Genomic DNA, 18,794 nt, shown 5'->3' with positions numbered 1-18,794 from the left:
CTCAGACCCTCGGGAACACCGGGAAGACGACCCGCTTCCAGGTCGCGTTGGTGACCGCGGCCATCGAGGCGTACCAGGCGAGGACCGCGGTGACGAAACCGATCCAGCCGCCGATCTTGGTCAGGCTCTCGCCGTTGCCGGCGAATTTGCCCAGCGTCAGGAACAGGAACGTCAGCGTCAGCGCGCCGAGGACCGCCAGTACGGCCAGCGACACCCGGGACGCCGCGATCGTCATGTACGCCGTGAAGATCGTCCACATCAGCAGGTACCACGCCAGCGCGTGGTTGATGTCGCTCGGAGCCGCCTTGAGCCCGCCCGCCACGTGGAAGACCAGGAAGTAGTACGACATCCAGAACGCGCCGAACGACCCGAACGCGGTCGCCCCGAACGTGTTGCCCTTCACGAACTCCCACATGCCGGCCAGCAACTGGGCTATGCCGCCGTAGAAGAGGGCCAGTCCGAGCACGACGCCGCCGACCGACTCGGGCAGGATCCCGGTGTTGACCGCGGACAGGAAGAACGTGGTGCCGGCGAATCCGGCCAGGCCGAGCGGCCCGGGGTCGGCGACGCCGGCCCCGAAACCGAAGCGCGGCGCGTCGGCCGGGGCGCGGTCACCGAGGGAATCTCTGGTGGTCGTCATAGGAAGTGCTCCTCTCGCGGGGAAGCAAGGAAAGCGGGATGTCCCGTTTGAGCGCATGCTTCCACCGGGCGACCGAGTCGCCGGGGTCGTTCGATGACCGGGAGTGATGGGCGATGTGCGGTCCGCGGGTTGCGCCGAGTGGTCGCCCGGGGACGATCAGCGGGCCTCCGGCGCGTGCAGCCGAATCATGAAGCGGCTCACCGAGGCGGGCACCCGCCGGGCGGACGCCAGCGAGACGACGATCATCACCGCGAACGCGATCGGCACCGTCCACACCGCGGGCTGCCGCAGCAGGACACCGAGCCAGCCCGCCGGATCGTCGTCGACCAGCGTCAACAGCACCGCGAACAGCGACATCGTGCCGCCCGCCACCATCCCGGCCAGCGCGCCGACGTCGGTCAGGCGCCGCCACCAGATGCCGAGCACGAGCAGCGGACAGAAAGTGGAGGCGGCGACGGTGAACGCCAGGGCCACCACGGCGGCCACCCCCAGCCGTTCGGTGGGCAGGCTCAGCGCGTACGGCACGGAAAGCGCGAGAATCGCGCCCAGCCGGAATGACCGGATCCGCAGTCGCCGGGTCGCCTGGGTGTCGCGGAACAGGTCCTGCCCGAGCACGCCGGCGACCGACACCGTCAGACCCGACACAGTGGACAGAAACGCGGCGAACGCGCCCGCGGTGACCAGCGAGCTCAGCCAGATGCCGGCCGCGCCGCCGATCATCCGCTCCGGCAGCAGCAACGCCGTGCTGTCGGTGTTGCCGGTCAGCAGCAGGTCGGGCACGTAGCGCCGGCCGAGCGTGCCGAAGACCGTGGGCAGCAGGTAGAACATCGACAGCAGGCCGATGACGACCAGCGTGGTGCGGCGCGAATCCCGGCCGTCGGTGTTGGTATAGAAGCGCACCAGCACGTGCGGCAGGCCCATCGTGCCGAGGCAGATGCCGACGATCAGCGACAGGCTGGCATAGAGCGGGTGCGGCGTGCCCGAACCGAGCGGCCGCAGCCACGACGCGGTGTCGTTGACCGGCCGCGAGGCGATGACCGGCACCACATCGGCCGGCTTCAGGTCCACTGTGGTGTGTGCGGCGAGATGATGCGTGCCGGCGGGCAGCGACACCGGCCCGTCGACTGGCAGGCCGTCGACGACGCCGCGCACGGTCAGACTTTCGGCCACCGGCACGCGAACCGTGGTGGCACTGTCCACTGTGACCGACACCGGCCGGCGGGGCGGCGAGCCGTGATGCCACACTCCGATGAGGACCAGAGCCGGGATCAGCAGGGCCATCAGCTTGATCCAGTACTGGATGGCCTGGGCGAACGTGATCGACCGCATGCCGCCCGCGGTCACCGCGGTCAGCACCACCACGACCACGAGCAGGCCGCCCAGCCAGCCCGGGGCACCGGTCTGCGTGGTCAGCGCGAGCCCGGCCCCCTCCAGCTGCGGCACCAGATAGAGCCAGCCGATGATGACGACCAGCGCCCCGGCGACCCGCCGCACGGCGATCGACTCGAGCCGGATCTGCGCGAAGTCGGGCAGTGTGTAGGCGCCGCTGCGGCGCAGCGGCGCGGCCACCACGGCCAGCAGGATCAGGTAGCCGGCGGTGTAACAGACCGGGTACCAGAGCGCGTCGTAGCCGTAGGCGAGGATCAGCCCGGCGATGCCCAGGAACGACGCCCCGGACAGGTATTCGCCGCCGATCGCGGCCGCGTTCCAGCGCGGCGTCACCGCCCGCGAGGCGACGTAGAAGTCGCCGGTCGTGCGCGCCCGCCGCAGGCCGAAGGTGCCGACGACCACGGTCAGGATGCTGACCAGGGCGACCGCGGTCGCGGTCATCGGCGGGTGGTCACGTCGCGGAAGGCGTCCTCGTTGCGCTCCGATTGGCGTACGCCGAACCACGCCAGCGCGATCAGCAGCGGATAGACGAGCACGCCGAGAACCAGCCAGGGCGCCAGCCTCGTACGCCCGGACGCCGGCCAGAACACACCCAGCGTGGCCAGCCCGCCCAGCAGGACCGCGGTCGCCGTCGTGACCAGGGCGGCGATCCGGGCCTGCCCGCGGATCAGCGACCGGATCGAGACGTCGTCGACATCGACATCGGGGTCACCGCCCGGCGCCCGCACGGCCGGCGGAACCGGCACCCGCGACGCCGCCTCGGTGCGCGGATGCACGATCCGGACCCGCTCGGTCATCGGCTGGCCAGCCGGTCGCGCACCTCGCGGTAGTGCCGGCGCGAAACCGCCAGCTCGTCCGGCCCGACCCGCAGCGTGGTGTGCCCGTCCGGCGAGCGGATCATCTCGTCGACCCGGTCGAGCCGCACCAGCAGGCTGCGGTGCGTACGCACGAATCCGGCCCCCGACCACCGCTCCTCGAGCACGTTGAGGGTGGCCCGGATCAGGTGCTGCTCGCCGTCGTCGGTGTAGAGCCGCACGTAGTCGCCGTACGCCTCGACATAGCGCACCTCGGAGCGGTGCACGAACCTGGTGACCCCGCCCAGCTCGACCGGGATCGTCTCGTCCGCCTGCTCCTCGTGCTCCGCGGGCGACGAGTGGGCGGAGAGCCGGCTCTCGACCGCCCGGCGCACCGCCTTGCGCAGCCGCTCGGCCCGGATCGGCTTCATCACGTAGTCGACCGCCTGGAGCCCGAACGCCTCGACCGCGTGATCCTCGTACGCCGTGATGAACACGATCGCCGGCGGCGCCGAGAACTGGCTGACCACCCGGGCCAGCTCGAGCCCGTTCAGCCCGGGCATCTTGATGTCGCAGAACAGCACGTCGAACGGCTCGTTGCTGAGCAACTTGAGCGCCGACGCGCCGGACGCGGCCGACCGCACCGAACCGATCCGGGGATCGCCGTCGAGCAGGAACGAGATCTCGTCGCGGGCGTGCGGCTCGTCATCCAGCACCAAGGCGCGGAGCCCGGGGGGCGAACTTGGGGATGCGGAGCGTGACCTTCGTTCCGGCACCGGGCGCTGTCTCGACCACGAGGCCATGCTTGTCACCAAACACCTGCCGCAGCCGCGAGTCAACATTGCTCAGCCCGACCCCGGCCTGCCCACCGACCAGGGCGGCCCGCACCACCTCCGGATCGGCGCCGACCCCGTCGTCCTCCACGGTCAGCAGCGCGGTCGACCCCTCGTCGGCGGCCACGATGGACACGGTCATGGTCTCGCGGTCGGCGCCCAGGCCGTGCCGCACCGCGTTCTCCACCAGCGGCTGTACGACCAGGAACGGCACGCTGATCGGCAGCACCTCGGGGGCGACCCGCAGCGACACCCGCAGGCGGTCGCCGAACCGGGCCTGCTCGAGCACCAGATAGCGCTCGGTGTTGCGCAGCTCGTCGGAGAGCGTGGCGAAGTCGCCGCCCCGGCGGAAGGCGTAGCGGGTGAAGTCCGCGAACTCCAGCAGCAGCTCGCGGGCGCGCTCCGGGTCGGTGCGGACGAAGGTGGCCACCGCGTTGAGCGAGTTGTAGATGAAATGCGGGCTGATCTGGGCGCGCAACGCCCGCAACTCGGCCTCGGCGAGCATTCGCCCGTGCTGCTCGGCCTCGCCCAGCTCCAACTGCTCGCCGATCCACGCGGCGACCTCATCGGTCGCGCGGACGAGGATCGCCGACGGCTCCCGGGCGTACGCGATGAGCGTGCCCTCGGTCAGGAGGGCGACCACCGCGGCCTTGATCGGGCACTCGGCCGGGCAGGCCATCTCCTCCCGGCCGAGCACGACCGTACGCCCGGCGGCCAGGGCGAGACGGCCGTGGGCGAACGGGTCGACCGGGTGCGAATGACCGTGACCGTCCACCGCGAGGGTCGTCTCGAGGTCGGTCAATGCGACCGCCGACGCGCCGAGCAGCGGCCGGAGGTGCTTGATCGCCCGCTCGGCGCCGCTCGCGGTCAGCCCTTCGCGCAGCCCCTTGGCCGCCTGACCGGCCGTGTGCAGGGTGTCGAAGGTGGCCCGGTCGGCCGCCGTCCCGAGCCCGCTCGGACGCCGGCGCAACAGCACCACCAGGTGTCCGGCGAGCAGCACCGCGCAGATCACGGCGAGCACCACGACCGTCATGCCTATGAGTATGATCTCCGGCCAACCGAGGCGGGACGGGTGCCGTGCGCAGCCGGACGCCGCGGTACGTCGCGGCGTCCGGCTGCTGTTCACCTCAGCACACGACCGTCCGGTTGTAGATGCCGCCGTACCAGTAGGTGACCGACGATCCGCTGCCCATCCGGTAGCAGGGGCTGTCCGACCCGGCGTCGATGATGACCTTCACCTGCATGGTCTTGCCGCAGTTGTTGCTGAGCGTCACGTACTCCAGGACGGAGTGGACGTCGCGGCCGATGCACGCGGGTGCGGTGCCGGCCGCGGCCGCGGTTGCCTCCGTCCCCGCGGCGGAGGCCGGAGTCGCGATCGCCCCGGCTCCCATCAGGGCGGCACCCGCGACCAATGCGACAGACAGCTTATGCATGAACATCTTTCGATCTCCCATCAAGGTGGTCTTTCGCGACTTGTACTCAGGCGTCGTTGTCGACCCAGGCGATGTCGGTCGAGCACCCGTGCCAGGTGCCGGCGGCGGAGTCGTAGACGCACGCCTGCCAGGTGAGCTGGCTGCCCTTCCCGCCGAGGTCGTTGTTGCTGCCGCTCTCGTAGTAGTCCTTGTTGCACACGCCCCATTGGCCGTAGCCGAGCTTGTTCACGCAGGATCCTTGGCGGTACAACCGCCACTGGATGCCGTCGAACACGTCGTTTTCCCACGACGCGGTTGCCGAGTGGCTGTCGGACGCGGTGTCCCGGACCCACCACTTGTCGCCGTTCTTCTCGAAGCACGCTTCGGCGCCGGTCATGGACACGCACTTCATTCCGGCCGGCGGCGAGCCCGCCGTGGCGGTGTTCCATTCGTACGAGGACGCCTGCGCCGGCGCCGCCAGGGCGAGGGCCGCGACCGAGGCCACGCCGGTGCTTCCCGCGAGCACGGCCATCCTGCCTACTCTCATCCTTCACTCCTTCACAGCTGGTCCATTCAGGACAGCGTGGGCGGCGACCTCGGCCGCCTTCGAGACCGGTCTATCGGGGTATCGGTTTGCCCGGTAGCGGTGTGCTGAGCCGGACAACCGCCGGACCCGTGGAGGGCCGTTGTCCGGTGCTGGTGACCGGTGCCGGACAACCCGCCGACCAGCTATGCCTGGCACAAGGCGGTCCGAGCGAGGGAGTACCGATGTGGTCATGGCAACGGCTGGTTCGGCCCGCGGCGGTGGTGGCCGCGCTCCTGGTGGAGCCCGTCCTCGTGGGCGGGCCGGTGGCAGCCGCCGGGTGTGACCAGCCGCCCAGTGCCATCTACGTACCGGCGTGCGGGGCCTGGCAGGGCGTGGCGCCGGACGTGCAGACCCTGGCCGAGTTCGAGTCCACGATCGGGCAGCGGGCGCAGATCTACCACGAGTTCCTGACGTTCCAGTCCCACGATTCGCCGACCAAGCCGTTTCCGAAGCCGGCCGCTCGCGAGGCCATCGACGGCGGCCGGATGTACCTGTTCAACCTGAAGCCGCGGAATTCCGCCGGGACGATCTACCCGTGGGCGGACGTGGCCTCCGGCGGCCACGACGGCGAACTGCACGCCCTGATGGCGAACATCGCCCAGTGGGCCGCGACCGCCGGCGGCAGGAAGGTGTTCCTCGCGTTCCACCACGAACCCGAGGACGACGTCGGCGCGTACGGGACCGCCGCGGACTACGTGGCCGCCTACCGGCACCTGGTCGACCTGGCCGTCGCCGACGGCGTGCGCGGCAGTCTCATTTTCGTCTGGGACATGACCGGCTACCAGCGGCGGGTGCACGAGTGGAACGAGTTGTACCCGGGCGACGGGTACGTCGACTGGCTCGGCTACGACCCGTACGGTGGCCTGTGCACCGGGACGGGAGCACCGGGCGGGCTCGCCACGACGCTCGGTGGCACCGGCCCCGGCGTCGATGACAGCAGCGAGTACCGCTTCTACGCCTGGGCCACCGGGGCCGGCGCGCGCGACGCGGACGGCAGCGTGTGGGCCAAGCCCGGCGACCCGGGCAAGCCCATCATGCTGGCCGAGTGGGCCACCAAGGGCGCCGACGGCGGCAGCGAGGCCGACCAGGTGCAGTTCTACCGCGACGCCGAGCGGCTCGTCGTCGAGCAGGGCCGATATCCGCAGATCAAGGCGTTCGTGCACTGGCAGGGCAGCGAGTGCAACGCGTTCGTGGGGCGGCCCGCCGCGGCACAGGCCTACCACGATCTCGTGGCTACGCCGTACTTCAACCCGCCGCTGCCGTACCCGGCCGCCGGCGGTCAGTGACTGCCGGGACAGCCCGCGTGCCGCCGGCCGAAGTCGTGTTCGAGTCGCCGGCACACATCGGCGGCGGCCCGTTCCGGCCCGGTCGGCCACAGGGTCACCATCTGGTCGCCGCCGGCGCTGGCCAGCTGCTGACCGTCCGGGCTCCACGCCACGCTCGTCACGGGGTCGCTCAGCCCGGACAGCCGGGCCCAGGCCCGCGCGCCGGCGGTGTCCCAGATGATCACGGAGTGGTCGGCGCCCGCTGACGCGAGGTACCGGCCGTCCGCGCGGTAGGCCAGGTCGGTGACCGGGCCGACGTGCCCGGTCAGGGTGGCCGCCACGGTCCGGCGGGCGACGTCCCAGATGCGGATCACCCCGTCGCCGCCGCCGGCGGCCAGGCGGCGGCCGTCCGGGCTGAATGCCACGGCCTGCTGGTCGAGGCCGTCGCTGCGCAGCGTGGCCAGCAGCGTGCCGGTGGCGACCTGCCACACGGTGACGGTGCGGTCCAGGCTGGCCGCGGCGAGCAGCCGGCCGTCCGGGCTGAACGCCACGTCGTTGGTCAGCAGCCGGTGCGCGCGCAGCTGCCGGGTCCGGGTGCGGTCGGTGAGGTCCCAGAGCACCACGGTGCCGTCGCCGAGTCCCGCGGCCAGTAGGCGGTTGCCCGGCTGGATCGCCAGCGAGGTGACGATGTCGGCCTGTTTGGGCAGGGTCGCCGTCGGCGTGTTCCGGCGGTCGTCCCACAGCGCGACCGTGCGGTCCCAGCCGCCCGAGGCCAGCAGCCGTCCGTCGGCGCTGTAGGCCACCGCGGCGACGCCACCGGGGTGGCCGGGCAGCGTGGATGTCAGCGTGCGCCGCGCCGGGTCCCACAGCGCGATGCTGCCGTCGTCGCTGGCCGAGGCGAGCAGCCCGCCGTCGGGGCGGAACGCGAGGTCTTCCACGGTGCCGGTGTGCCCGGCCAGCGGCAACCGGCTGCGGTCCCACAGCAGGATGGTCTGGTCGGCGATGGCGGTGGCGATCATGCGCCCGTCACTGCTCAGCGCCACGTCGTACTGGGCTGGGCTCTGGCCCGGCAGCGTGACCAGCCGCCCCTTGCGCCGGAGGTCCCAGATCATCGCCGTACGGTCGTAGGCCGCCGACACCAGCAACGCCGAATCGGGAGTGAAGGCCAGTCCGCGTACCTGCCCGGAGTGCGCCTGGAACCGCATCGCCACCGTCCACGTGCGGGTGTCCCAGAGCTGGATGACCCGGTCCTGGCCGCCCTCGGCCAGCAACCGGCCGTCCGGGCTGAACGCCACGGTGTACAGCGGCATGGGGCTGGCGGCGAGGGTCACCAACGCGGTGTCCCGCCGGGTGTCCCACACCGTGACGGTGCCGGCGGCGCCGACCGAGGCCAGCTTCACACCGTCCGGGCTGAACGCGACCTCGGGCCGCGAACCGCCGGGGCCGCGCAGCCGGGCCAGCGGCGCGCCGTCGGCGACCCGCCACAACCGGACGGTTCGGTCCACGCCGGTCGACGCCAGCCGCGTGCCGTCCGGGCTGAACGCCAACCCGGTGACGGCACCGGTGTGCCCGGTCAACGTGCGCACCGCGCGGCGTCGCGCGACGTCCCAGATCATGACGGTGCCGTCGCTGCTCGCCGAGGCCAGCCGCGTGCCGTCCGGGCTGAACTGCAGCGAGCGGACCGCCAGCCGGTGACCGGGCAGTTGCCCGGTCCGCTGGCGCCGAGCCGCGTCCCACAGGATGATTTCCCCGTCCTGGCCGCCGGAGGCCAGCAGATAGCCGCCGGGCTGGAACGCGACGGTGGGCACCAGGCCGGCGTGGCCGCGCAGTTGGCCGTGATATCCCCATCCCGAGTCCGCCGACAGCAGCGCGCTGCGGCCTTCCACGGTCGGTGCCGCCTGGTAGGCGTCCAGGCCCGACTCGAGCGCGCCTTCGACGTCGCCGGCGTTGAGCGCCCGCACGGTCTCGGCCGCCTTCTGGCGGGACAGCGCGGCATGACTGGCCGTGACCGCCTCGCCCCGCTGGACCACGGCGGTGGCGCCACCGGCCACGGCGAACACCAGCAGCACGCTCAGCGCGACGGTCGCCAGCCGCCGGGCGCGGGCCCGGCGGTCGGCGGCGTGCCGCTCGCGCTGCTCGGCGGCCACACTGGCGTCCAGAAAGGCCTGTTCGGATCCGGAGAGCCGGACCTGCGGCGACCGGTGAAGCCACTCCCGGACCGCGGTCAGCCGGGCGCCGCGGTAGAGCACGCCCTGGTCGTGGTCGAGCGTGCGCCAGGCGTCGGCGGCCTCCGTCAGCTGGCGGTGCATCCGCAGCCCCTCCCGGTCGGCCGTCAGCCATCCGCGCAGCTTCGGCCAGCAGCGGATCAGCGCCTCATGACCGACGTCGACCGTTCCCGCGTCGAGGGTGAGCAGCCGGACGGCGGCCAGTCTCTCCAGGACCACGCTGAGGTCGGCCGAGCCGAGGTCCTCCACCTCGGCCCGCGTCAGGCGGCGCCGGGTGTCCTCGGTGCCCTCGCCCAGTGCGGTCAGCCGCAGCAGCAGGTCACGGGCGATGAGCTGCTGCTGGTCGGTCAACCCGCTGTACACCCGCTCCGCCGTGCGGGCCAGCGCGCCCTCCACGCCGCCGGCCGCCTGGTACCCGGCCAGCGTCAGCACATTGCCCCGGCGGCGCAGCCAGGTCTCCCGCATCGCGTGCGAGACCAGCGGCAACGCCCCGGACTGCCGGAGGGCGTCGCTCACCACGGTGGCCGACAGCGCCCGCTCCACCGAGAACCCGGCCTGCACGGCGGGCTGACAGATGGCCTCACGCAGCTCGTCGGCGGTCATCGATCCGACGAGCACCTGCGCGCCGTGCATGGCCGTCACCAGCCGGGGGTAGCTGCCGCAGCGGGGATAGAAGTCCGCCCGGACCCCGATCACCACCTTGATTGCGGTCGCGGACCGGGTCACCGGGGTCGAGGTGAGGTCCAGCAGCGCGTCGATGAACCGCCGGCGTTCCTCCTCCCGGGTGCAGAGCGTGAAGACCTCCTCGAACTGGTCGACCACCAGCAGGTCGGGCGGGGACGCGCCGAGCGCGGCGGAAAGGTGCCGCATCGACTCGACGCCGGGCGTCAGGACCGCGAACCGGAGGTCGGCGTCACCGGCGGCGACGGCCGGGAGCAGACCCGCCCGCAGCAGCGACGACTTGCCGCTGCCCGAGGCGCCGAAGACGGCCAGGAAACGGCGCCTGGACAGGTCACGCACAAGCCGGCCGACCAGCTGCTCCCGGCCGAAGAACCGGTCGGCGTCGGCGAACTGGAAGGCCCGCAGACCGGGGTACGGCGCCTCGGCCTCCTCGTCGTCGTGACGGTCCGCGGTGAGCGCCGCCATGGTGGCCTGCCACCGGTCCTCCCACTCGGCGAGGTCGCCGCCGCAGGCCTTCACATAGGCCAGGGTCACCTCCAGGGTCGGCATCCGCCGCCCACCGGCGGCCTCGGCCAGCGTCGTGGCGGAGAACGCCGTGTGCCTGGCCAACTCCCGGTACGCGGGGCCGCCGGCGCCGGACCGCAGTGCCCGCAACTCCAGGGCCAACGCCGACACCGGCCCGTCAGTCGAGTCAAGAGCGCGTTCCGGTCTGGGCATACACACCTCATCTCGGCACCAATGCCATCGAAAGCCCTCAGTACCACCCTCTGGCGATATCACGAGCAAAGCAACCAACTATCCGGTTCAGGTCACTGCGGGCGCAGTGCGGTGGCCGCTCCCCCCGGTACCGGCAACGTGTGCTCGGCGAGGGTCAAGCAGGGATCGGACGAGGCGGATTCCTAGACCTGTTCATCTTTCTTCGCTGACCGTTCAGTCGGAACGCGGCTTCCTACAAGGCGGATCGGGAGGCCATTCATGGCGATCTTTTCGATTCCGCTGATAACGTCCCAGCAGCCAGCGACAGAAACCGAGAAACGTTACATCGACCGTTGAGGGCTTATGGGCGAGACGCCACGTCGCCGCGCACCCGGCGCGATGGGCGACATTCCTTCCGACGTAATAGCTTCGCAGCGCGCATTGATCGAGGAAATGCGACGCGGCCGCGAGAAAGCGGGCCTGAGCCTGTCCGATCTCGCGTCGCGGATGTATTCCTCGAAGGCAACGGTCAGCCGATGGCTGAGCGGTCGTGCGCTGCCGACGAAAGAACAGGTGGCGCTGTGGTCCAAGGTGTGCGGCACCGACCCGGAGACCTTGGTTGATCTCTGGAACCGGCACGCGTCGTCGGCCGGGCCGCCGCCGGCCGATCAGGCCCCGGCCGAGCAAGAGACGCCCTTGCCGCCCGGCGACCGGCGGGTCCTCCCTTCGCGACGGCGGTGGCTGCTCGGCGGCATCGCGATCGTCCTTGTCTCGCTCGCGTCGGCCTACGCCATCGGCACCACCCAAGGCTCAGGAAGCAACCGGTCACCGGCCCCTGCCCCCTGTACGCCGGCCAGGTCCGGCCCGGCCTCGGCCCAACCGCTGCCCGCCGAGGCCGGCGACCTCCGGTTCTGCCCCGTGGTGATCAACGACGGCACCCTGCCGATCACCGGCCCCTTCAACCTGTCAGGTCAGGTGATCGGGCCGGTCGAGGAGCGCCGCCGGATGGTCCTGCTGGTCCACAGCGATCCGCGGACCTGCGACGCCCTGGGCAATCCCGCTCCCAACGGCAAGATCCTGATTCACGACGCCGACATCGGCTCGCCGGACGGCAGCTGGGCCTACGTCGACCACCTGGGATACGACGAGGCGGTCACCTATGCCCGCAAGTTCGAGTACGTCCTGGCGACCCCCGAGGCCCTGGACGCCATCCGCAATGATCTCGACAACTACATCGCCGCCGGGCACGACGCCGACAACTACGCCGGAATCACCGCCATGCCGGCCGGCGCGCAGATCGTCGCGCGCTTCGACGTCCCGGCCGGTCTCTATCACGGTTCGCCGCATCCCTGCCCGACCGGCTCGGGCACCCGATGACGGGAACAGCGTCTCAAATTCCGCTGGAACGTTACCAGGATTGTTTCCCCGGTCTTTCCTGATCGACGCTCGGCCAGGCTGTACGAGTCCGGAGTGTCGTATTGCGAAAGGGTCCCGATGCGTAGGGTCATTGGCCGCACAGCGCTTGCCATCATCACCTTCCTGACCATGGTCACCTCTATTGTCAGCGCCACGAGTGCACCCGCCGCGGCCGCCGGCAACGCGTGCACCAACCCCGTTCTGGCGTCCAACCTCAACGGATGGGGATCTCTCGACGGGGCGTCCGTCAGCCGCGATCCGGTCGGCGACCTGCCGGGCGCCAACTGGGCGTTCGACACCAGCGGTCACGAGTTCTACATGCCGCAGCTGTCGGTCACCGCCGGCCAGAGCTGGACCTTCTCGGCTCGCGACGCCGTGGTCTTCGGCTCCGGCACGGCGAAGATCGAGGTCGACTGGTACGGCCCGTCCGGCAACTACCTGAGTTCGGCCGGCGGGCCGACGGTGACCCTGCCGGCGTCGACCGTCGACCACGGGACGTGGATCGCGGTGTCGGCCACGTTCACCGTCCCGAACGGAGCCGCTTCAGTCCACGTGCTGCAGACCGGCAACTTCGGCAACGCCACCGGCACCGACTTCAAGGCGACGATGTGCGACTACGAGCTCAACACGGCCGGGACGAGCGACGTCGCCTCGGTGCGCTACAACTGGGGCACCGCGGTCGCGAGCCAGTCGGATGAGTACAACGGCACCTCCGTCGACCTGAACAAATGGGTGCTCTTCGGCACCGACCCGGGGGAGAGCACAGGCTGCTACTCCGGCTTCAACGGCCACGGCCTTCGCTGCGCCTCCCAGACCACCGAGGCCGGCGGCTACCTCTCGGTCACCGGCACCGCGGACGGTACGACCGGCGGTCTCGCCGCCCGCACGCGACCGTTCAAGTACGGACGGGTCGAGGTACGCGAACGAGCCGTCCCGCTGTCCGACAACGGCGGCCACGCCTGGCACGCCGTACCGCTGATGTGGCCCAAGGACGACGCGGACTGGGCCAACTCGGAGATCGACTTCGCCGAGCGCGACGTCGCCGACCCGTCTCTCGACCTGTTCGTCCATCACGACGGCACGCAGAGCCAGTGCACGTGGCACGGCGACTCCACCCAGTTCCACAACTACGCGGTTGACTGGGAGCCCACCTCGGTCGCCTGGTACGTCGACGCCGTCAAGATCTGCACGGTCAACGTGTCGATCAACTACTACGAGGTCACCAACGGCGGTGCGCAGATGGACATGATCCCGGCCTCGGGGACATTGATGCGCCCGGCCCGCCAGGACGTCGACTGGATCCACATGTTCACCGCCCCGGCCACCCTCTACTTCTGACCGACTACTTCTGACCGACGCGGAGACACCCATGAAGACGACACGTTTCTGGAAACGAGCTCTCGCGGTTCTGCTCCTGGGAGCCGGCGCGATCTCCGTGCCCGCACGTCCGGCCGTGGCCGCGACCTGCGACATCGGATGTCAGCTCTTCTCCGACACCGCGGCAATCACCCAGCAGACGCCCAACCCGTTCGGCAGCGGCATCGGCGGGCACGCGGAGACCAGCTCGATCGTCTGGAACAACCAGTACTTCCTCTATTACCGGACGTTCGTCAGCCCGTCCGGGCAAATCTGCCCGATCCCGCAAGGCATCGCGTACGCGACCTCCGGCGACAACGGCGCCACGTGGGCGCCGGCGAACGGCGGACGCCCCCTCGCCGCCCTGCAGACAGTGCAGGACGGTCAGAGCTGCACCCAGAACGACGCCGTACGCAGCACCTGGGTCTACGCGCCCGACGTGATCGCGGACGGTTCGCGCCTGGTCATGGTGTTCGAACAGCGCGACCAGGATCCGAACGGCAACGGCCCGGGTCACCCGCGGAGCCTGCATTCGGTCCGGTGGGTCACCAGCACCGACGGCACCAACTGGTCGAGCAGCACCCGGCTCCTCGCGCCGGGCGCCGTCGGGGCGTGGGACGACGAGATCGGCACCCCGGACATCGAAAAGGACGGCGCCGGCTACATCGTCACCTTCCACGGCCACGACTCCACCAACCACCTCAAGCAGCAACGGGCCATGGTGCGCCTGACCAGCCTGGTCCAGGACTACTCCGGCCCGCGGACGCCGTTCGTGCTCTCGTCCACCCCGTCGTGGGCGAATTACGGCATCGGCATGGGCGACATGACGCGCGAGGCCGACGGCTACTGGTATCTCCTGTTCGAGGCCTTCAGCGGGGCTTCCGGCGCCTGCGCGCGTACTGACACCCAGACCGCGGTCGGCATAGCCCGCAGCACGGACGCCATTCACTGGACCGTCCGCAACGGGCCGCTGCTGATCGGCCGCAACAACACCAGCTGTGGATGGGACATGCCCGCCTGGCAACGGATCAGCGGAGTCCGCGCCCTGGTCACCCCCAACGATCCGCCGGAGAACACCGAGGTGGTCCGCTGGAACATCATCCCGAAAACGGCGCCGATCCAGATCAACGGCGGTTCCGTCCTCGGCCAGAACCAGTACCTGGGCGTCGGCGGCACCCTCTATTCGCCCGACAACACGTCCCGGCTCGTACTGCAGGGTGACGGCAACCTCGTCCTCTACCGCACCCCGGACAACTTCGTGTTCTGGGCCAGCGACACCAACGGCTTAGGAGCGGTCAAGGCGGTCATGCAGTACGACGGCAACCTCGTCCTGCAACGCGCCGACGGCTCAGCGGTGCGGGCGTCGGCCACCGACGGGCGCCCGGGCGCCTCGCTGCGGGTGTCCGGGTCGTCCGTCCTCATCGACGCCTACGGCACCACGGTCTGGCAACGGACGACGCCGGCCCGCGGAATGTAGTCAACCCCAGTGGCGGGGTCCCCCGTGGGACTCCGCCATCCGCGCCCAGGTCGCGGAGGACACATGCGACGCATTCGTACCGTCATCTCACACCTACGAGACCGCTTGCGGCGGTTCGCCGCGAAACCGCCCGCCGTGCCCTCGATCGAAAAGCCGCCCTCGCGCACGTCATTCGCCGAGATCGCCGGCATCTGGGGCGTCCTGTTCGCCACACCGACGAGCATCATCGGCATTCTCGACCTGCCCGCCGGGCAGAAAGCGATCTGGTTCACCACCTTCTTCGTCGAGGCCGTGGTACTGACCCTTCTGCTCGGCTGGCTCTTCCGGTGGACCAAGGGGACCCCCGAGCGCCGCCGGCATTCCGTCGCGATACTGCTCGTCGCCACAACGGCAGTACTCCTGCTCGGCGGCGTCGCGGGACGTTCCTGGCAGACCGCGGTCCGGGAACGAGCCGCACCCGCGTGCGTGCCGGTCGGAGCGGGAAACGAGGAATACGAGAAGGTCTTCTTCGATGCCTACGAACGCGGCGGTGGCGCGTCAGCGCTGGGCTGTCCACTGGGCCCGGTCATCGCGTTGCTCGGCGGCCACCATCAGAACCTCGACGGGCCGCACGGCAGCAGCGCCATCTTCGCCACCCAGCCGGACCGGGCCTACCTGCTGACCGGGCGGCCATACGCCGCCTTCCTGGCCATCGGCGCCGGTGACGGAGTACAGAGCACGCTGCAAGCCGGCTTCCCGGACAGCGACCTCGTCAGGCTACGCGGCGGCGGGAAGATAGGCCTCTCGGACGAGAACGGGCAGCACAGCGCTCTCGTCGGCCGGGACGGGAGGCCGTGGTACTGGATCCCTCCGCAGATATGGTCCCGCTATCTGTTGCTCGGTGGCCCCGCTGGCACGCTGGGCTTTCCCACCTCGGCCTCGACGGCATGGAACAACGGCATCCGGCAGATATTCGAGCACGGCTGGCTGTGGTACCGCTTCGACCGCGGCACCTTGACCCAGAAAGAATATGCCGACGGGGTTACCGTCCCCGGTCCGACCGCCCCCGCCGCGTCGCAGCGATTGATCTACCAGGTCGACTGCGCTCACGGGGTGCCGCATGAGATTCCGGCGCAGGGATCAGTGCGTCAGGAATTTCGCCCGACGACGCCCTTCGTACGTGAGATCGGCGTTGTCGCCGGGCTTAACCCCAGGCAGACGACCACTAACCGCCACATGGTCGAACTGGACCTGCTCAACCGGACCGAAACTGTGCTCTTTCGAAGCCGGGTCGACCTGGTCGACAACGGCCTGACCAACATTTCTTTCCCGGCGGTGCGGGTGGTCCCCGGCGACCCCTATTCCATCCGGGTGACCAATCTGTCGAGCGACATCATCGGAGTCCTCCTGGCGAATCCGGCAACGTCCGGAAAGCCTGCGGGCAGTCATCTGCATGCTTGGCTGGAGGGCGAGGTACCGCGGGACGAAGGGCACTACGACGCCGACGGCGCGCTGTGCGGCCGGGTGCTCGGAAGCTCCGGCTGATCCAGCTCTTCCGTGCTCAGTCGGCGTCGTGGAGGTTGTAGCCGCGTTTGGTGAGCTGTTTCTCGATGGTGTGGCTGACGTGTTCGACGACGGCGACCCGGGCGTAGGGCTTGTTGTCCCCGGCGACGATCTTCCAGTGCGCGTGTTTCTGCTCGGTCTTGGCGAACATGTCTTCCAGGGCCGCCTCGTACGCCGGCCGCTTCTCCCGGTTGCGCCAGTCCTCGTCCGTCAGTTTCCACTGGCGCAGGGGATCGGCGGCGCGGTCTTCGAAGCGGTGGAGTTGTTCTTCGGGAGACACATGCATCCAGAATTTGATGAGGATGGCGCCTTCGGCGGTGAGGGTGCGTTCGAATTGGTTGATCTCGTCGTAGGCGCGTTTCCATTGTTCTTCGGTGGCGAAGCCTTCGACGCGTTCGACGAGGACCCGTCCGTACCAGGAGCGGTCGAGGACGGTCATGCCTCCCCAGCCGGGCAGCACGTTCCAGAATCGTTGAAGAAAGTGGTGTCTCTTCTCGTCGTAGGTGGGCGCGGCGAATTGGGAGACCCGCACGTGCCGAGGGTCCAGCGGGGCGACGAGGCGTTTGATGGCTCCGCCCTTGCCCGAGGCGTCCCAGCCTTCGAAGAGGATGCACAGGGGTGGTCCGATCTTGTGGTCGCCGAGCTGACCACCGAGCAGCAGGCGCAGCCGCAGGAGTCTCTGCTGGGCGGCCTCGAGCCGCTCGATGCCCTCTTTCTTGGAGAGCTTGGCGGACAGGTCGACCTCGGATAGGTGGCTCATGCTGTCATCTTCCCTGGCCGGAGAGCGTGCGCGACGTCGAGCGCGGCGACTCATATGCTCCAGCATGGCGAAACCCGGTGTCCGGCGCACGCGGGCATGCGGGAGAATCGCGACGTGACTCTCCTAGACGACCTCATGTGGCGCGGACTGATCCAGGACTCGACCGACCCCGCCGAGCTGCGCAAAGCACTCGACGACTCGTCGATCACGTTCTATATCGGTTTCGACCCGACCGCGGCCTCGCTGCACGTCGGCAACCTCATGCAGCTCGTCACCGCCCGCCGGCTCCAGCTCGGCGGGCACAAGCCGCTGCTGCTGGTCGGCGGCGCCACCGGCCAGATCGGCGACCCGGGCGGCAAGACCTCCGAGCGCACGCTCAACTCGCAGGAGGTCACGGCCGACTGGGCCGCCCAGATCCGCACACAGGTCGCGCCGTTCGTGACCTACGACGGCGAGAACGCCGCGACGGTGGTCAACAACCTCGACTGGACCGGCCCGATGTCGGTCATCGACTTCCTGCGCGACGTCGGCAAACATTTCCCGATCAACAAGATGCTGGCCCGCGACGTCGTGCGCAACCGGCTCGAGAGCGGCATCAGCTACACCGAATTCAGCTACCAGTTGCTCCAGGCCAACGACTTCTACCAACTACACATGGCGCACGGCTGCCAGCTGCAGTTCGGCGGCTCCGACCAGTGGGGCAACATCACCGCCGGCGTCGATTTCGTCCGCCGGCGCGAGGCGGGCCCGGTGCACGCCTTCACCACCCCGCTGGTGCTCAAGGCCGACGGCACCAAGTTCGGCAAGAGCGAGTCGGGCACCGTCTGGCTCAACCCGGAGATGACCTCGCCCTACGCCTTCTACCAGTTCTGGATCAACGCGGACGACCGCGACGTGGTCACCTACCTCAAATACTTCAGCTTCAAGAGCCGCGAGGAGCTCGAGGAGCTGGAGAAGGCGACCGCCGAGCGTCCACAGGCCCGCCTCGCTCAGCGAGCGCTCGCCGAAGAGATCACCGCGCTGGTGCACGGCGAAGCGGAGGCACGCCAGGCGGTCGCCGCCAGCCAGGCGCTGTTCGGTCGAGGTTCCCTCGACGACCTTTCACCGGAGACGTTGCGGTCGGCTCTTTCGGAGGCCGGCCTTCTTTCCGTACGCGGTGAGCTGCCGACCGTCGGTGCGTTGCTCAAGGAGTCGGGTCTCGTGGGGAGCGCCAACGAGGCCCGCCGCACGATCGCCGAGGGCGGCGCGTACCTGAACAACGAGCGCATCACCGATGGCGAGGTCGTCCCGGCCGCGGCCTCGCTGCTCCACGGCCGTTTCCTGGTCCTGCGACGGGGCAAGCGAACCTTCGCGGGAGTCGAAGTTCTTTAGCGTCTTTCGCTGTTTTCCCTGGTCGGCCCCCTGTGACCCCCGTCGCAGGGGGTCGATTTGGTGTTCGGGGACCCGCCCTGTAATGTTTACCAAGCCGCCAGGGAGACGGGCGAGCGAGCGGGGCCTTCCAAGGGCCCGCGACGGCCGTCCTGGAGGAACCCCGAGGAATAGCCGCGGTGAATCACCGTGTACTGTTCCACGGGTCGAACGAAGCCCTGAGATCGGGCCCCCTAAAAAGGGGCAGGTCTTGGTGTGCGGTTGTTCTTTGAGAACTCAACAGGGTGCTTGATAAAGCCAGTGCCAATTAGTTTTATCCCTGGCCGGTTTGATCCGGCTTGGATTCCTTTGGCA

15 protein-coding genes are annotated in these 18,794 nt (G+C 69.7%); 6 read left to right on the top strand and 9 right to left on the bottom strand.

The window, feature by feature from the left end; translation table 11 throughout:
- Position 1: 1 nt before the first annotated feature.
- The 7 genes from AB0M88_RS11510 to AB0M88_RS11480 all read right to left on the bottom strand — a co-directional run bounded on the left by AB0M88_RS11510 (position 2) and on the right by AB0M88_RS11480 (position 5,615).
- The gene (locus AB0M88_RS11510) at positions 2–640 is read right to left on the bottom strand and encodes an acetate uptake transporter (protein ID WP_364099141.1); all 639 of its coding nucleotides are present in this window, start codon (positions 638–640) and stop codon (positions 2–4) included.
- Positions 641–796: 156 nt separating this feature from the next.
- Positions 797–2,470, bottom strand: coding sequence for a cation acetate symporter (locus AB0M88_RS11505; protein ID WP_364099138.1), 1,674 nt, complete (start codon positions 2,468–2,470; stop codon positions 797–799).
- The gene (locus AB0M88_RS11500) at positions 2,467–2,826 is read right to left on the bottom strand and encodes a hypothetical protein (RefSeq protein WP_364099135.1); all 360 of its coding nucleotides are present in this window, start codon (positions 2,824–2,826) and stop codon (positions 2,467–2,469) included. The genes AB0M88_RS11505 and AB0M88_RS11500 overlap by 4 nt, the downstream gene beginning before the upstream one ends.
- The gene (locus AB0M88_RS11495; RefSeq protein ID WP_364099132.1) at positions 2,823–3,539 is read right to left on the bottom strand and encodes a LytTR family DNA-binding domain-containing protein; all 717 of its coding nucleotides are present in this window, start codon (positions 3,537–3,539) and stop codon (positions 2,823–2,825) included. The genes AB0M88_RS11500 and AB0M88_RS11495 overlap by 4 nt, the downstream gene beginning before the upstream one ends.
- Positions 3,529–4,689, bottom strand: a complete 1,161-nt coding sequence (locus AB0M88_RS11490) for a histidine kinase (protein WP_364099129.1) — start codon at positions 4,687–4,689, stop codon at positions 3,529–3,531. Before AB0M88_RS11490 ends, AB0M88_RS11495 begins: the two co-directional genes overlap by 11 nt.
- A 94-nt stretch (positions 4,690–4,783) precedes the next feature.
- On the bottom strand, positions 4,784–5,089 hold the full coding sequence (locus AB0M88_RS11485) for a hypothetical protein (RefSeq protein WP_364099126.1): 306 nt from the start codon (positions 5,087–5,089) through the stop codon (positions 4,784–4,786).
- A 46-nt stretch (positions 5,090–5,135) separates the two neighbouring features.
- Positions 5,136–5,615 (bottom strand): hypothetical protein, encoded by a 480-nt coding sequence (locus AB0M88_RS11480; protein WP_364099123.1) that lies wholly within the window; start codon positions 5,613–5,615, stop codon positions 5,136–5,138.
- A 221-nt stretch (positions 5,616–5,836) separates the two neighbouring features.
- On the opposite strand from AB0M88_RS11480, the gene AB0M88_RS11475 reads away from it, so the two are divergent.
- The gene (locus AB0M88_RS11475; RefSeq protein ID WP_364099120.1) at positions 5,837–6,940 is read left to right on the top strand and encodes a glycosyl hydrolase; all 1,104 of its coding nucleotides are present in this window, start codon (positions 5,837–5,839) and stop codon (positions 6,938–6,940) included.
- Here the strand turns inward: AB0M88_RS11475 and AB0M88_RS11470 are convergent.
- On the bottom strand, positions 6,934–10,542 hold the full coding sequence (locus tag AB0M88_RS11470) for a WD40 repeat domain-containing protein (RefSeq protein ID WP_364099117.1): 3,609 nt from the start codon (positions 10,540–10,542) through the stop codon (positions 6,934–6,936). The two genes, AB0M88_RS11475 and AB0M88_RS11470, sit on opposite strands and share 7 nt — an antisense overlap.
- A 432-nt stretch (positions 10,543–10,974) precedes the next feature.
- Here AB0M88_RS11470 and AB0M88_RS11465 point away from each other — a divergent pair, with 432 nt between their 5' ends.
- From AB0M88_RS11465 to AB0M88_RS11450, 4 genes are all read left to right on the top strand, one after another.
- A complete protein-coding gene (locus AB0M88_RS11465; protein ID WP_364099114.1) occupies positions 10,975–11,898 on the top strand; it encodes a helix-turn-helix transcriptional regulator in 924 nt (307 codons plus the stop codon).
- Positions 11,899–12,015: 117 nt separating this feature from the next.
- On the top strand, positions 12,016–13,275 hold the full coding sequence (locus AB0M88_RS11460; protein WP_364099111.1) for a glycoside hydrolase family 16 protein: 1,260 nt from the start codon (positions 12,016–12,018) through the stop codon (positions 13,273–13,275).
- 31 nt (positions 13,276–13,306) lie between these two features.
- Complete coding sequence (locus AB0M88_RS11455) at positions 13,307–14,770, top strand: hypothetical protein (RefSeq protein WP_364099108.1); 1,464 nt, start codon at positions 13,307–13,309, stop codon at positions 14,768–14,770.
- A gap of 63 nt (positions 14,771–14,833) precedes the next feature.
- Positions 14,834–16,294 carry a hypothetical protein gene (locus AB0M88_RS11450; RefSeq protein WP_364099105.1) on the top strand — a complete coding sequence of 487 codons (1,461 nt, stop codon included), beginning with the start codon at positions 14,834–14,836 and terminating at the stop codon, positions 16,292–16,294.
- Positions 16,295–16,310: 16 nt separating this feature from the next.
- On the opposite strand, the gene AB0M88_RS11445 is transcribed toward AB0M88_RS11450, so the two are convergent.
- A complete protein-coding gene (locus AB0M88_RS11445; protein WP_364099102.1) occupies positions 16,311–17,072 on the bottom strand; it encodes a UDP-galactose-lipid carrier transferase in 762 nt (253 codons plus the stop codon).
- Between the two features lie 96 nt (positions 17,073–17,168).
- On the opposite strand from AB0M88_RS11445, the gene tyrS reads away from it, so the two are divergent.
- Positions 17,169–18,443: a tyrosine--tRNA ligase gene (gene tyrS, locus AB0M88_RS11440; protein ID WP_364099099.1), complete on the top strand. Its 1,275-nt coding sequence runs from the start codon at positions 17,169–17,171 to the stop codon at positions 18,441–18,443.
- The last annotated feature ends 351 nt before the right edge of the window (positions 18,444–18,794 follow it).

Origin of the sequence: Actinoplanes sp. NPDC051411, from assembly GCF_040682075.1 — a bacterium.
GTDB lineage: Bacteria > Actinomycetota > Actinomycetes > Mycobacteriales > Micromonosporaceae > Actinoplanes.
This window is presented reverse-complemented; position numbering and strand designations above follow the sequence as displayed.